General features: G+C 34.7%; 14 protein-coding genes and 1 pseudogene. 4 read left to right on the top strand and 11 right to left on the bottom strand.

Translation table 11 applies throughout. The annotated features are described in order from the left end of the window. The first annotated feature begins 479 nt into the window (after window positions 1–479). Entirely contained in the window at window positions 480–1,820 is a 1,341-nt protein-coding gene (gene brnQ / locus ACQKMR_RS27195; RefSeq protein WP_427700061.1) for a branched-chain amino acid transport system II carrier protein, read from the top strand. A gap of 196 nt (window positions 1,821–2,016) precedes the next feature. On the opposite strand, the gene ACQKMR_RS27190 is transcribed toward brnQ, so the two are convergent. The 6 genes from ACQKMR_RS27190 to ACQKMR_RS27165 all read right to left on the bottom strand — a co-directional run bounded on the left by ACQKMR_RS27190 (window position 2,017) and on the right by ACQKMR_RS27165 (window position 8,106). Beyond that, entirely contained in the window at window positions 2,017–3,411 is a 1,395-nt protein-coding gene (locus ACQKMR_RS27190) for an amino acid permease (protein WP_201186609.1), read from the bottom strand. Between the two features lie 206 nt (window positions 3,412–3,617). After that, the gene (locus ACQKMR_RS27185; protein WP_427700060.1) at window positions 3,618–4,577 is read right to left on the bottom strand and encodes an L-threonine 3-dehydrogenase; all 960 of its coding nucleotides are present in this window, start codon (window positions 4,575–4,577) and stop codon (window positions 3,618–3,620) included. 41 nt (window positions 4,578–4,618) lie between these two features. Further along, entirely contained in the window at window positions 4,619–5,809 is a 1,191-nt protein-coding gene (locus tag ACQKMR_RS27180; protein ID WP_427700059.1) for a glycine C-acetyltransferase, read from the bottom strand. Between the two features lie 515 nt (window positions 5,810–6,324). Next, on the bottom strand, window positions 6,325–6,750 hold the full coding sequence (fabZ, locus tag ACQKMR_RS27175; protein ID WP_427700058.1) for a 3-hydroxyacyl-ACP dehydratase FabZ: 426 nt from the start codon (window positions 6,748–6,750) through the stop codon (window positions 6,325–6,327). A 276-nt stretch (window positions 6,751–7,026) separates the two neighbouring features. Beyond that, window positions 7,027–7,542 carry a histidine phosphatase family protein gene (locus ACQKMR_RS27170; protein ID WP_427700057.1) on the bottom strand — a complete coding sequence of 172 codons (516 nt, stop codon included), beginning with the start codon at window positions 7,540–7,542 and terminating at the stop codon, window positions 7,027–7,029. Between the two features lie 243 nt (window positions 7,543–7,785). Beyond that, entirely contained in the window at window positions 7,786–8,106 is a 321-nt protein-coding gene (locus tag ACQKMR_RS27165) for a MazG nucleotide pyrophosphohydrolase domain-containing protein (RefSeq protein ID WP_427700056.1), read from the bottom strand. A gap of 96 nt (window positions 8,107–8,202) precedes the next feature. On the opposite strand from ACQKMR_RS27165, the gene ACQKMR_RS27160 reads away from it, so the two are divergent. After that, entirely contained in the window at window positions 8,203–8,784 is a 582-nt protein-coding gene (locus ACQKMR_RS27160; protein WP_427700055.1) for a TIGR00730 family Rossman fold protein, read from the top strand. 582 nt (window positions 8,785–9,366) lie between these two features. On the opposite strand, the gene ACQKMR_RS27155 is transcribed toward ACQKMR_RS27160, so the two are convergent. After that, window positions 9,367–9,951, bottom strand: coding sequence for a LysE family transporter (locus ACQKMR_RS27155; RefSeq protein ID WP_427700054.1), 585 nt, complete (start codon window positions 9,949–9,951; stop codon window positions 9,367–9,369). Between the two features lie 110 nt (window positions 9,952–10,061). Between ACQKMR_RS27155 and ACQKMR_RS27150 the strand changes: the two genes are divergently transcribed. Beyond that, a complete protein-coding gene (locus ACQKMR_RS27150) occupies window positions 10,062–10,616 on the top strand; it encodes a helix-turn-helix domain-containing protein (RefSeq protein WP_427700053.1) in 555 nt (184 codons plus the stop codon). A gap of 176 nt (window positions 10,617–10,792) precedes the next feature. Here the strand turns inward: ACQKMR_RS27150 and ACQKMR_RS27145 are convergent, their stop codons facing one another. The 3 genes from ACQKMR_RS27145 to ACQKMR_RS27135 all read right to left on the bottom strand — a co-directional run bounded on the left by ACQKMR_RS27145 (window position 10,793) and on the right by ACQKMR_RS27135 (window position 13,047). After that, a complete protein-coding gene (locus ACQKMR_RS27145; protein WP_379167578.1) occupies window positions 10,793–11,122 on the bottom strand; it encodes a hypothetical protein in 330 nt (109 codons plus the stop codon). Window positions 11,123–11,437: 315 nt separating this feature from the next. After that, window positions 11,438–12,307 carry a phosphotransferase gene (locus tag ACQKMR_RS27140; protein WP_427700052.1) on the bottom strand — a complete coding sequence of 290 codons (870 nt, stop codon included), beginning with the start codon at window positions 12,305–12,307 and terminating at the stop codon, window positions 11,438–11,440. Between the two features lie 197 nt (window positions 12,308–12,504). Then, a complete protein-coding gene (locus ACQKMR_RS27135) occupies window positions 12,505–13,047 on the bottom strand; it encodes a PepSY domain-containing protein (RefSeq protein WP_427700051.1) in 543 nt (180 codons plus the stop codon). A gap of 239 nt (window positions 13,048–13,286) precedes the next feature. On the opposite strand from ACQKMR_RS27135, the pseudogene ACQKMR_RS27130 reads away from it, so the two are divergent. Beyond that, a pseudogene (locus tag ACQKMR_RS27130) lies at window positions 13,287–13,433 on the top strand (IS110 family transposase); the annotation flags it as partial. A 174-nt stretch (window positions 13,434–13,607) separates the two neighbouring features. On the opposite strand, the gene ACQKMR_RS27125 reads toward ACQKMR_RS27130, so the two are convergent. Continuing rightward, window positions 13,608–13,952, bottom strand: a complete 345-nt coding sequence (locus tag ACQKMR_RS27125; protein ID WP_427700050.1) for an antibiotic biosynthesis monooxygenase — start codon at window positions 13,950–13,952, stop codon at window positions 13,608–13,610. Between the last annotated feature and the right edge of the window lie 220 nt (window positions 13,953–14,172).

Here is a 14,172-nt window from a genome sequence, read left to right as displayed (position 1 = left end):
ATTGGAAGGTTATTTGGCATGCACAAATTTAGTATAGCATGAAATATTTTAAGTTTTCATTGAAAAATGTTGACAAACTATTAGCTGGTTTAGTTGCATAAAGAAAAAGCTGCATTAAAGACAGCTCTGATCTTCAGCTAACGCACCTGTTAGTTTAAGTACAATATTTCACAATTTAATTTCTTAACTTCATTTCCATTTAGAAAATCAACTATAACTCACCTCCTATTATGAATGTTTTTATTGAAAAAAATTTAGCCACTCTCGGCTATAAAATATTGTTAACTAATTCCTAAAAAGAATCTACGTAGACTATCTAGTCATTAAGGTATATAATAAAAATTAAATTTTATATTGAAATATTAATTTTATCTGGTTATAATACGATACGTTCTTATTTATTAAGTGCGTGTTTAATTTTTAGAAAATTTAATATTTTTTAAAAATAGTAAAATTTTCTATTTCTCGGAGGGTTTATTTTGTCTAATAAAGTACCATTTTCATTTATAGTAGTGATTGGGTTAATGTTATTTGCCCTATTCTTTGGGGCAGGAAATTTAATTTTCCCACCAATGCTTGGTCAGTCAGCTGGAACGAATATCTGGTCAGCTAATGCAGGGTTTTTAGTAACAGGAGTTGGATTACCGTTAATTGGTGTGTTAGCACTCGGGTTTTCGGGGAAAGACGATTTACAGTCGTTAGCAAGTCGTGTACATCCTGTGTTTGGTATTGTATTCACAACCGTTCTTTATTTAGCAATCGGTCCATTATTTGCAATGCCTAGAACAGGAAACGTTTCTTTTGAGATCGGTGTCAAACCATTTTTGCCGGAAGGTTTCGGGCCACTGCCTTTACTTATTTTCACCATCATCTTTTTTACGATATCGTGCCTTCTTTCGCTCAATCCTGCGAAATTTGTCGAAATTGTGGGGAAAATTTTAACACCCATCAAGTTAACGTTTATTGGAATTCTGGTGGTAGTCGCTTTTGTAAATCCAATTGGCGATTTTCAAGCACCGGCTGAACACTATATGGTTCAACCATTTTTCAATGGGTTCAGAGAAGGCTATTTAACAATGGACACTCTTGCATCTTTTGTTTTTGGTATCATCATCATTAATGCCATTAAAGAAAAAGGTGCTAAAACAAAAAAACAAATAATGATCGTTTGTGGAAAAGCGACTGCAATTGCTGCCGTTATCCTTGCTACTTTTTATACAGCCCTCTCTTACATGGGTGCTTCAAGTGTTGAGAAATTTGGACACTTGGATAATGGAGGCATTGTCTTAGCAAAAGTCTCGGATTACTACTTTGGAGCATATGGTGGGCTGTTATTGGGATTAATGATCACAGTAGCTTGTATAACGACGAGCGTAGGACTCATTACATCTTGCTCGACGTACTTCCATAAACTGTTTCCAAAATTACCTTACAAAACAATTGCTATTAGTTTATCTATTTTTAGTGCAATAGTTGCCAATATTGGACTAACACAGTTAATTGCAATTTCTGTACCTGTAATGACTGCTATTTATCCATTAGCTATTGTATTGATTTTCTTAACATTTTTTCATTCTTTATTTAAAGGGAAGGCTGAAGTTTATCAAGGTAGCTTACTTTTAACCTTTATTATTAGTCTATTTGATGGATTAAATGGAGCAGGTATACACATTTCATCCATTAATAATCTCTTTAATGAAATTCTTCCTATGTACGAGGTAGGACTTGGGTGGATTATTCCAGCTATTGTTGGAGGATTCATTGGGTATGGCGTTAGCATATTACGAGTGAAATTCCGTCTTAATCATCAAGTAGATTAATTAAATAAATAATGTATTTAAAAAAGCAGTCTAGGACTAATGCCTATACTGCTTTTTTATGAATATGGAAACCTTCCCCCGTTCGTTCCAAAAAAAAGGTTGCCGTAGCAACCCTAGTTTTGAAGTAAAGCACCCGACTTTTTAATTTTCTTATTTCCTCAATGATTATAAATCCACAATCGCACTTAGATGTAAATTATAGGTTAGCCACTTTATCATCTGTCTGAGCAGCATCTACTGGTATACGTTTGTCTATTCCAAAAGCGTAATAACTAATGACAACGATACCTAGAAAACCAATTCCTACAATAAGCGATATACGTGTTTCATCATTAAACCACATTCCGATTAATACCATAATTAAGAAAGCTATGGTCAAGTAGTTTGTAACAGGTGCAAAAGGCATTTTAAATGGATGATTGACCATTTCAGCACTTTTTACTTTTCTGAATTGAATTTGACTAATCAGAATGACAAACCACGGAATCATACCAGGAAGTACACTGGCACTGTATACATGCACAAATAAATTTTCTGGTGCAACATAACTTAACACAACGCCAATTGCTAACCCAACAATCACACCGAACGTACCGAATAAAGGGACACCACTATTAGATACTTTCGCAAAGAATTTTGGCGCTTGTCCATTTATTCCCAAAGTATAAAGCATACGTCCTGCACTGTAGATACCACTATTGCAGCCTGACATTGCAGCTGTGATTACGACAAAATTAATAATTCCAGCTGCTGCTGTAATACCAACTTTCGCAAAGGTTGCAACAAATGGGCTGCCAATTGAACTTAGTTGATCCCACGGGTAAACGGTTACAATAATAAAAATCGCACCTATATAGAAGATTAAAATACGCCAAATGGTACTTTGAATCGCTTTAGTTATCGTGTTTTGCGGATCTTTCGCTTCCCCAGCTGTAATCCCGATTAGTTCTACACCTTGATACGCCGCAACAACTAGTGATAGAGCAAAGAAGAACCCTTTCCAACCGCCTGTAAATAAACCACCATGTTCCCATAGATTTGATAATCCTATCGCTTCTCCTCCGTTACCAATTCCAAAGAAAATAAGTCCAAATCCTGCAACAATCATTAATATAATTGTTACGATTTTAATCAGTGCAAACCAAAATTCAATTTCACCAAAGGATTTAACAGAAATTAGGTTCGCTGCTCCTAGAATAACCATTGCGATTAACCCTGGAATCCAAGCAGGAAGATCAGGGTACCAATACTGCATGTACGTCCCAACTGCAATAATTTCAGCCATCCCAACAATAACCCACTGGAACCAGTTACTCCATGCAGTCATATACCCTGCTAATGGATGAATATACTTATAACCAAATGTTGCAAATGAACCTGTACTTGGCTCTAAATACAACATTTCCCCCATTGCACGCATAATCAAAAATATAAAAATCCCTGAGATTGCATAAGCTAACATTACGGACGGACCTGTCCATTTGATTGCGCTGGCTGAACCCATAAATAAACCAACACCAATTGTACCGCCCAAAGCAATCATCTGAATATGACGACCTTTCAACTCCCTGTTCAAATCTTTGTTGGCCATTCCATTTCCCCCTACACTACTAATAGTCGAAATTTGTTGCACGGCATATCGACCGATTGTTTAATTTTAGACGCCAATAGAAAGCGCTTACTTTTTAATGGTTTTAAAAAGTGCATCACATAACGTTTAAAAAAATTCAAAACATCTGAATATAATAACTCGAATAAAAGAGTTTTACAACTCTTTTATTCGGCTAGTAGGCTTATTTATGCGGTAACTAAAAGTGACTTTAATCTCAGCTTTATCAGCATATCCCTCGTCATTTTCTCCAAATCATATTCCGCCTTAAATCCCCACTCTTCCTTTGCACAAGTTGAATCTATTGTATTGGGCCAACTATCGGCAATAGATTGTCTTGCAGGATCGACCTCATAATTCATGATAAATTCCGGAATATGCCTTTTTATCTCGGCTGCAATTTGCTCCGGATCAAAGCTCATAGCAGACACATTGAAAGAATTCCGATGTTTTAATTTTGAGGCATCTGCCTCCATTAATGTAATGATGGCAGCTAAAGCATCAGGCATATACATCATATCCATATACGTTCCCTCAGCAATGTAAGAAGTATATCTCTTATTTTTAATCGCTTCATAGAAAATTTCAACTGCATAGTCGGTTGTTCCACCGCCAGGAGGTGTAACATACGAAATCAGTCCCGGGAATCGAAGACCTCTCGTATCAACCCCAAATTTATGATGATAATAATCACATAATAACTCTCCAGATACTTTATTCACTCCGTACATCGTATTCGGTCGTTGAATGATGTCTTGCGGAGTCCAATCTTTAGGAGTGGTTGGACCAAACGCGCCAATAGAGCTAGGTGTGAATAATTGGCAATCAAGTTCTCGTGCCGCTTCCAAAGCATTAACCAATCCGCCCATGTTTAAATGCCAGGCTAAAAGAGGCTTCTTTTCAGCTGTTGCTGACAATAATGCAGCTAGATGAATAATCGTATCCACTTCATGTTTTTTTGCCATATTAAACATCGCTTTTTCATCTGTAACATCTAAAGTCTCAAATGGACCCGATTGAACAATATCGCTTTCTGTTTTTCGAATATCTGTTGCAATGACATTGTCAAATCCATAAATCTCTCTCATTTTCAGCGTTAGTTCTGAACCAATTTGACCTAAAGCCCCTGTTACTAAGATCTTTTTCATCAAAAATCCCTCCCCTTTTTCACTCTGCAGCAAGCAATTCCTTAAATAATCGACATCTCTTTTCCTACTTTTTCATAAATGGCTAATGCACGATCCAGCATTTCTTTTGTATGAGCAGCTGTCGGCATATTCCGCACTCTTCCTGTTCCCTTTGCAACGGTAGGAAATACGATGGATTTAGCATACACACCTTCTTCATTCAGCCTCTTACTGAATTGCTGTGTTTTTGCTTCATCTCCTATTATGCAAGGTGTAATCGGTGTTTCGCTCTCTCCAATATCAAACCCTAATTCTTTTAGACCCTTTTTCAAGTAATTGCTGTTTTCCCACAGCTTATTTTGAAGATCTGAGCTATTCATCAAAATATCAATGGCTTCTATACAAGCTGCAACTGCTCCTGGTGTGACAGCCGTTGAAAATAAAAACGGACGGCTTCTCACTTTTAACCAATCAATTAAATCTTTCTTTCCTGCTACATAGCCTCCTACAACACCAATGGCTTTGGATAATGTTCCAATCTGGAAATCCACCCTATCCGATAACCCAAAATGTTTTACTGTTCCTGCACCATTACCTAATACACCCGAACCATGCGCATCATCAACATACGTAATTAAATCAAACTCTTCGGCAATCTCCACAATTTCAGGAAGCTTGGCAATATCCCCATCCATCGAGAACACTCCATCGGTAATGATCATGACTTTGTTATACAATCCGGACTCCTTTGCTTGACGTGCTTTTGCCCGTAAATCGTCCATGTCAGAATGTTTAAAGGGAATGATCTTTGCTTTAGATAATCGACATCCATCAATAATTGAAGCATGATTCAGTTCATCTGAAAGAATGGCATCATGTTTATCCATCACTCCTGAAATCGCTGCCATATTACAATTAAATCCAGACTGGTAAGCAATGGCTGCTTCTGTATGTTTAAATTCGGCAAGCTTTTCTTCTAATTTGACATGAATATCTAATGTTCCGTTGATCGTACGAACAGCACCGGATCCGACACCATATTTTTTCGTTGCTTCAATGCATGCCTCTATTAATCTCTGATCTGTTGCTAAACCTAAATAGTTATTGGATGATAAATTAATTAACTCTCTGCCTGCAATGGTAATTACCGGACCATTTGGACCTTCTACCGGATCAATAACGTTGTAAAGTCCTTTTTCTTTTAAATCTTCCAAATTTTCATTCAAAAATTGATTTAATATTTCACTAGACATTTCATATACCCCCTTATTGATGGTTGGAATAAATGCAGGATTTTTTTTATGATTTACCTCTATTCTCAAACATTGCATTTAAGAATATTGAATTTAACTCATTTTCAAGAAAATACAGGTGTCCTCTCCAAAAATACACGAAGAAGTAACCTAAATCCTTTTGTACTAATAGTTATAAGAATCATAATAATAGAAAAAATTATAGTTGTCCATATTGTGTGGACAAAAAATTTTGGAAATTTTATAAATCTCGCTCAAAAATGCGTTTAAATCGTAGAAAATACGAAGAGAATTTCCTCATCAATTTCCAAGTTAAACATGGAGATAGAAGCGAAAAAAGGCAGTTTTCTTGTTTCTTAAAGTGAACTTCGAAAGAGCCCTGATCAGTACGTGTGGCATCGCATATAAAATATGTTTTTAATAAAGAGTTGACATGAAACTTGTATCTTTCTTAAAGTATAGCTAATACAAAAAAAGCTTCCCGGAGGAAACTTTTTTCTAAAAATCATCAGATCTTAATCACCAAATGCAAATATTAATTCTGTTTCGCAAACTAATTCTCCATCAACTGTAGCTATACCTTTGCCTTTCCCAATAGGACCTTTTAATCGCGTGATTTCAACTTCAAGACGGAGTTGGTCTCCTGGTTTTACTTGCTGTTTAAAACGACATTTATCTATACCAGCTAAAAGCCCTAATCGTCCTTGATTTCCTTCTTTAGTTAACATCACAACCGCACTTACTTGAGCTAATGCCTCTACAATTAATACACCTGGCATAACTGGGTAATTGGGGAAGTGCCCGTTAAAAAAAACCTCATTTTCTGTAACATTTTTTATACCAACTGCTCTTTTTCCTTCTTCTAATTCCAAAATCCTATCCACTAAAAGAAATGGATAACGATGTCTAATTATTTCTTTGATTTTTTGAGTATCTAACATCATTAAAGCCCCCATAACACTAATATTTTATTACAATCTATTCATTTAATTCTATCACCTAGTATTATTAGTTGGTACTAAAAATGGTTCTTCTTCAACCTATACTCACCCTTTTGTCCATAAGAAAAGGAGCTGCTGATCAGCTCCTGATAATGAAAAAAACACACGTAGTGGAACTTCTGCCCCTCTAGCTTTACAAGAAAAAAGACGCTTCATTCATGAAGTAAAGAGCCTGTTAGTTGAAAAAGGCTTTATTTCCAAATTAATCTGTTTTTATTAATTTAAATGAGTTGTACTATTAGTAAATCGGATAAGTTGCACGTTCCTAATATATTCAAGGAGATGAATTCCTGTATTATCAGAATTAAACCATACATTATTATTAACTGTTGGTAATTGCAGAAAACTTTCAATAATTTTGGTTATCATACCACCGTGTGAAACGATAGCAATTCTATTGAACTCTTTACTGTTTTCTTTAATAAAAGAGAAAATTTGTTCACCACGCACCCTAAATTCTAGTTTACTCTCGGTTTCTTGCTTTTCTATAAGGTCATCTAAGTATTTCACTGGGCAACCGATAGTATTGGATAGAATCTCAGCTGCTTTACTAGCTCTTTTCAAAGTACTGCTCCAAATAAAATCTGGCGGAAACTCTTTTAACACACGATTAGACATTTTCTTAACTTGAATGAGACCTTTACTTGTTAATGGTAAATCAGTTGTTCCTGTGTAATCCTTCTCTAAAAAGTCATCTTCCGATTCACCGTGACGAATCAATAAGATTTGCATTTTATCACCTCTACTTTATTTATATTCCTATATAAATTCTTCAAGGTACTATATGATTCCTCTTACTAGTTCAACTGCTTAACTTTATCAGGTTACTTAATTATCATTCTATATGCTATTCACTAACCTGCCCTTTTAGTTCATAATAAAAAGAACTAAAAGGGCAGGCTCCGATAATGAAGGAAAGCACCCGATAGTTTCAAGAAAAAATCGAACCATAAATTGCAAAAAATTTCATTTCACTTATGCATTAGAATAGCGTTCAGATAGTTTCTTTTTATGAGCATTAAAGACTTCTTCTAAAGGGATGTTGTACTTGTTCGCAATCACAATTAAATTACCTAACACATCTCCTAATTCTTCGGTTAACTCCTGTTTATTCTCCTCAAACGAACCACTTACCTCATCTGGTCTATCCCTGCCAATCTCAAGTGATCGAATAGCCCGTGCGACCTCGCCAGTTTCTTCTGCTAAAAAGCCAATACGAATAAAAATGTCTAATTCAGACCAGCCTCTTGCTTCATAATAATCTCTTACCCACTGTTGAAATTCAGTTACGTTCATGTTAACCCACCTTCCATTTTAATAATTTAAGTTTAACAAATTCCCATAATTCTGTATGATATGTAAGGAAGACTAACTAATAGGATGTGATATTAATTGAAGACTCTAGCTGTATTTTGTGGATCAAGTAAAGGAGCATCTACTGTCTATTTAGAAGCTGCAATAAAGCTGGGTAAAGAACTGGCTAAACGTAATATTACACTGGTATATGGGGGAGCATGTGTAGGAATTATGGGGGCTGTTGCAGATTCCGTTTTGGAAGCGGGTGGGAAAGTAATTGGCGTAATGCCTAGTTTTCTAGAAAAAAGAGAAATATCTCATAAGAACCTAACCGAACTAATTGTAGTTGACTCTATGCATGAAAGAAAAGCAAAAATGGCAGAACTTGCCGATGGGTTCATAGCTTTGCCAGGTGGGCCAGGAACATTAGAAGAATTCTTTGAGATTTTTACCTGGGCTCAGTTAGGACTTCATCATAAACCTTGTGGACTGTTAAATATTAATCATTATTATGATCCTCTTGTTGCTTTATTTAATCATATGTCTGATGAACAGTTCCTGCATGAAAAGTACCGTTCTATGGCGCTGGTAGATGTAGAACCAAATGGACTACTTGATCAATTTAATACATATGAACCACCAACCGTAAAATCTTTTATTACTGAAAAACAGACCTGATAGTTCAAAAGCAATGGGCCCACACTCTTCTACTTCCCTGCCCATTTAGTTGAAGAAGTAAAGATCCTGGTACATATCCAACAGGATTTTTATCAAACTTTATTCAGCACCCACCAAAAGTCCCTATCAATATAGATAGGGACTTTTATTATTTTGATTTAGCAAACTACAGATTTTTTTGGTTATTAGAAGAGCTGTCTAAATATCCAAAAATGATAATGCGGACTGGATTTACTTTCTTGTTTGTCAAAACACTTCATATTATAAGAAATCATTTTAGTAATTACAAACTCATTTCACCTTAGTATATATAACCTATCATATGGCTCAATCACGTAAGCCTAGCGAAGAAGGTAGACGGGGTAACAATGAATTTCATAGAAATGATAAGCTTTACTGCTGAATTAGTAGGATTATTGTCAGATTTAAATAAGTTTCTAATGCTAACTTAGGTATCGTATTTGTTGGCCATTTTTCATAATAAAAAAGAAAAGAACCCTAATTTAGGAAATTAAGATACTTACATTATCTATCTCACAGATTATTCAAAAATTAATGCACCCATTTAACAAGAAACCTGTTTTATTCTACAAGAATCGAAATTGCACTATAAACTAATAATAAAGCCATAATTAGATTAAACTGACTTCTATACTTTTTTAGGAACCTTTGAAACAGCGATCCAAACACACTCCAACTTATAGTACTAAGAAAACCAACAAAAGCTAGAAAAAATGAGAAAAATAGTAAACTGTAATTTGAAGTATGATATGGAATGATAAAAGTTGAAACTGCTGTTATGCCATATAAAATACCTTTCGGATTTACGAATTGTAAAAGCATTGCTGAAAGAAAACGGTTATTTTTATCCCCATCATCGTCTTTATCATTATTTTTACTAATTATTATTTTTGTAGCCAGATACAACATATAGATTGCAGCTAGGATCGTCATAATAAATTCAATTTTTGGAATGGAATTTTTAAGCAAAAGATTAAAATAACTGGACAATAACATGATTACAAAGAAACCTGCACCTACTCCTAAACAAAATCCAAGTGTCTTTTTAAACCCGTATTTGTTAGCAAATAACATTGCCATAATATTATTAGGACCTGGAGTAAAACTAGTAACAAAGACAAATAGCAAAAACGACAATAAAGGCATATTGGAACCTCCTTCTGGGATGTATGTTATAATGTCTAAAATGAACAATATAACGATTTACTTTTTATTGTACAATATGGACGTTATATTGTATATAAAGGAGTGTACATATGGAGGAAATAAATCTTATCCTTGCAAAAAACTTAAAAGCCTTTAGAGAAAGTAAAAAATTAAGCCTTGAAAGGGTCGCAGAGCTGACTGGAGTAAGTAAAACAATGATTGGTCAAATTGAAAGAGGAGGATCGAGTCCCACTATTACAACGATCTGGAAAATTGCAAATGGCTTAAAGATTTCCTTTACTTCTCTAATAAATAATCCGCAACCAGATACAAAAGTTGTTCTAAGAAGTGACATTCCAACATTATCTGAAGACAACGGAAAATATCGAGTCTATCCCTACTTTCCTTTCGAAGATGATAAACGCTTTGAAGTTTATTCAATCGAGATAGAAAAAGGCGGATTCCTAAGTGCTGATTCGCACAGAGAGGGAACTGAAGAGTTCTTAACTGTTTTTGAAGGGGAACTAACTGTACGTGTAGATAACAATGAATACACAGTAAGGAATGGTGATTCTATCAGATTCAAGGCTGACAAACCCCATGACTATCTTAATTCAGGGGAAACATTAACTCGATTAAGTATGATCTTATATTATCCAACTTAAAAAACCCCGTCTTACTCGATTGGGTTTTTTCTTCTGTTTTGCAACAAGGCAGTTATTATTAAATCTATCCTGATAGTCCAACAAGGGTATTTCTTGAATGTATGATCAATGTAAGAATCATACTTTCAAAAGGCAGCCAATTGGCGGCCTTCTTATGCGCTAACGCACCCGTTAGTTTAACAAGGATGGTTTTTAATTAGCACAAGAGTAATCATATGAAGGTTTGGAATATAAATTTCACAGCCATCCATAGTGTTTGAAGCTAAAAATTCGTTGGGAAGTTCCAGCCATTTAGATGCAATATTATTTAGCATTGGTTTTACATTAGATTCAGATGATTCATCTATATCAAGAAAAACCTTGTACATATCATCAATTTTCCAATACTTTTCTATTTCAGAAACAGACATGAAAACTTTATAATTAGCAGCAAATTTCTTAAAATCATCTAAGTGTTTGTTAGTTTCTTCTGAATTACTTGCCTCAAGAAATAATGTAAATTTCATAAGCAAAACTCCTTAAAATATAGTAAAAGTTCGTCTTATTAAAATCCTTCTTCACCTAACCTGCCCCTTTAGTTCCCAACTCCCTTATTCTTTAAGTTTTCAGACGACAATGGAAAATCTATAGTGGTTTCATTCCAGTTCCAATTCATATAAACATCCCCTATTATCAACTGTAATTACGTCACATTTCAACTCCCTATTTTAACATTTTCTTTTTCAAATAGACTGCCCCTTTAGTTGCATAAGGAAAGAGCTGCCTTAAAGACAGCTCTGATCTTCAGCTAACGCACCCGTTAGTTCACTAAGAATCGCTATTTACATTGAAGGTAGATATACTCTCCATTCTTTCCAAGCTTTAAGATAGCCACTTAAGTCATGTGGGTGAACCCTAATACAAACGCCTATACGTGTGTATAATTGAAAAATAACTTCCTCCAAAAGCCTTTCTTTATTAAAGGGGACATCTTGGGTCAATAATGAGAAAGATGACAACAGCGTCTCTAAATTTAAATCGTCTGGAGAAGAGCAAAAAGCATACGTAAAATCATAAATTTTTGGACCGATTAAAGGCATAGGGTCAATAACCCCATTTAATTTGTTGCCCTTATATACAAAATTATGAACACCAGCATCTCCATGAAGGTAATACTTCTCTTCTTGATGTTCGTATGTTTTCAATTTATTAACCAATAACTCTACTTTTTTATGATCCTCACTTGGTAATAAATCGCCTATATCCTCTTGGGCGAATTCCAAACTACTTAGATTGTAGTCCGCCCATGAATTTCTATGTATTCCATTTACTCTTCCCCAGTTTTCTTTGTTTACTTTTTTGTATTTATTTAATAGTTCCTTAATTAAAATAGTCATCCATTCTATTTTAGAACCTCGATTAAAATGAGTTTCTCCAGAAATATAAGAGTATACTATAAATTCTTTTTTCTCGTCTGTATAAAGTACATTAGGCAACAAATTTACATATTTATAAGTAAGGAGAAAATCCTCTGTTGCAGCTATTAGTTTAGGTTTGTCCATTTTAATTACACATTTTGGTATTTTATTAATATGTAGAGTATATAGAATTCCATTTGTAGTACCACTTTTTAATTTCTTTATGTCTATATCATCATTTTTTATTATGCCTTGATTTATAAGACCATAAATAATTTCATTTATTTTCTCCATTTATTTAGTCCTCTCGATTAATTTTGGTAAGTCTTTATACTATGTAAGTTCGCTCTTCTTATGGCACTAACCTGCCCCGATAGTTGCATAAAGAAAATCTGCCTTAAAGACAGCTTCGATCTTCAGCTAACGCACCCGTTAGTTTAAGTATAAACCTTCACAATCTCAATAGGGTAAACCCGTATGGGACATTTAAGCTAAATCTCCAAATCTCTTGCTTTTATTTTCGCCATTCGACGCTTATAAAGAGGAAAGCCAAACATATAATACCCTGAAAACGACAGCAGTATTAAGGATAAACCTGTCATTGTGAGGATACTGTATCTATACCAATTACCAAAAAAGGATCCATCATGCAAAGTAATGAGGAAAGTTGAGTAATCTGGATTAGTAGATAAAACTTTTCCCGTACTCGCATCGATTTGAACACCTTGACTGTTATTAAAACGAACCTGGTAAACATTTGCACTTGGTCTATATTCAATTCTAAATATATCTTCAACCGATTTTACACTTGGAAGCCCCTGAGACGTAGCAATGGACACTACCTTATCCATAGGTATCGATTGATTTGGACTCGCGTCTTTCCCCGTCCTTAACTCATCAGCCACTCCGAGTGGTATCATATAAACAAGCAAGAGGCCTGTGACTGCTATGAACATAAAAAAAACAGATAAAATTAATCCTGACCATTTATGTACTTTTCGGCTTAATTGATATAATTTTACAAATTTCGACATTTCCCCATCACACTCCTGACTTCTTTTCAAAACAATACAAAGGCCTATCATTCTTTTTTAAAACAAATAAAAAGAGGGGCCATATTGACAGACGAATCCCGTCAACTAAACAGTTCGCCCCCTACTTGTGGAAACATGATTAGGCTGGTCGGGACTACGATCTCGTATAACAAGCGAAGCTATGATACTACAAGAAGAATTTAGGGGTACCGGCAATATTCTTTAGGAGGAGATAATAAATGAATCCAGTGGTTGGTCTGGATGTAGCAAAAGGTGAAAGTCAGGTTCAAGCATTCTTGGAGAAGAAGAAGCCTTATCAAGGCAGTTTTAAAGTTACGCATACCATTGAAGGACTAGAAACACTCTTTCACTTTCTGAGAGAAATATAAAATAGAACGGGGATCAAACCTCCGATTGTCTAACGTATTACAATAATGGCTGCAATAGAAAGAGTAGATATGGGAGACTACAAAATATAGTTTACAGACTCTGTTTCAGTCCTTCTTTAAAATGAGAAAGAGCAACCTGTTTTTTAGACAAGTCACTCTTTAAATTGTTTATTAATCTATCTTTTTGTTTGTTAAATTGGTTCTCCACTCATTCGTTGGTGTAAGATAACTAATTATTCTTTCATCGATTAAATCCACAAGTTTATTCTCATATGTTTTTCTATAAGGTTTAGGAAGTTCTTCTTTTAGCCAGCTTTCCTTTGTTCCTTTCCAGATTTCAAAAAGAGTAATCTCATTTGAATTATCAATATCATCTGAAAGAACGGCACTTACAAAAGCTGGTTCATGTTCCATCGCTCTCATATTAGCAGATAATAGTTCTTTGAATTCTTCCTTTTTTTCACTTTTAATTTTAAATCTTATATAGAGTATTACGTTTTCTTTATTATTACTCATCAATATCCTCCAACTTAATAAGTTTAGACTTATCATCTAAGTAATCATATCATGTTGTAGGCATGAAACCATGGTATTGAATATTTTTTTCATTTAATGCAATGTTGATCTATTTAGTTATTCTGCCCGATAGTTGCATAATCGAGTAGGGGGAAAATAAGTGTATTATTTTCGCCCCTCTCACAACACCGTACGTACGGTTCGCGTATACGGCGTTTCA

Origin of the sequence: Peribacillus sp. NPDC096540 (genome assembly GCF_050278525.1) — a bacterium.
GTDB lineage: Bacteria > Bacillota > Bacilli > Bacillales > DSM-1321 > Peribacillus.
The sequence above is the reverse complement of the archived record's forward strand: the minus strand, read 5'-3'. Positions and strand labels throughout refer to the sequence as shown.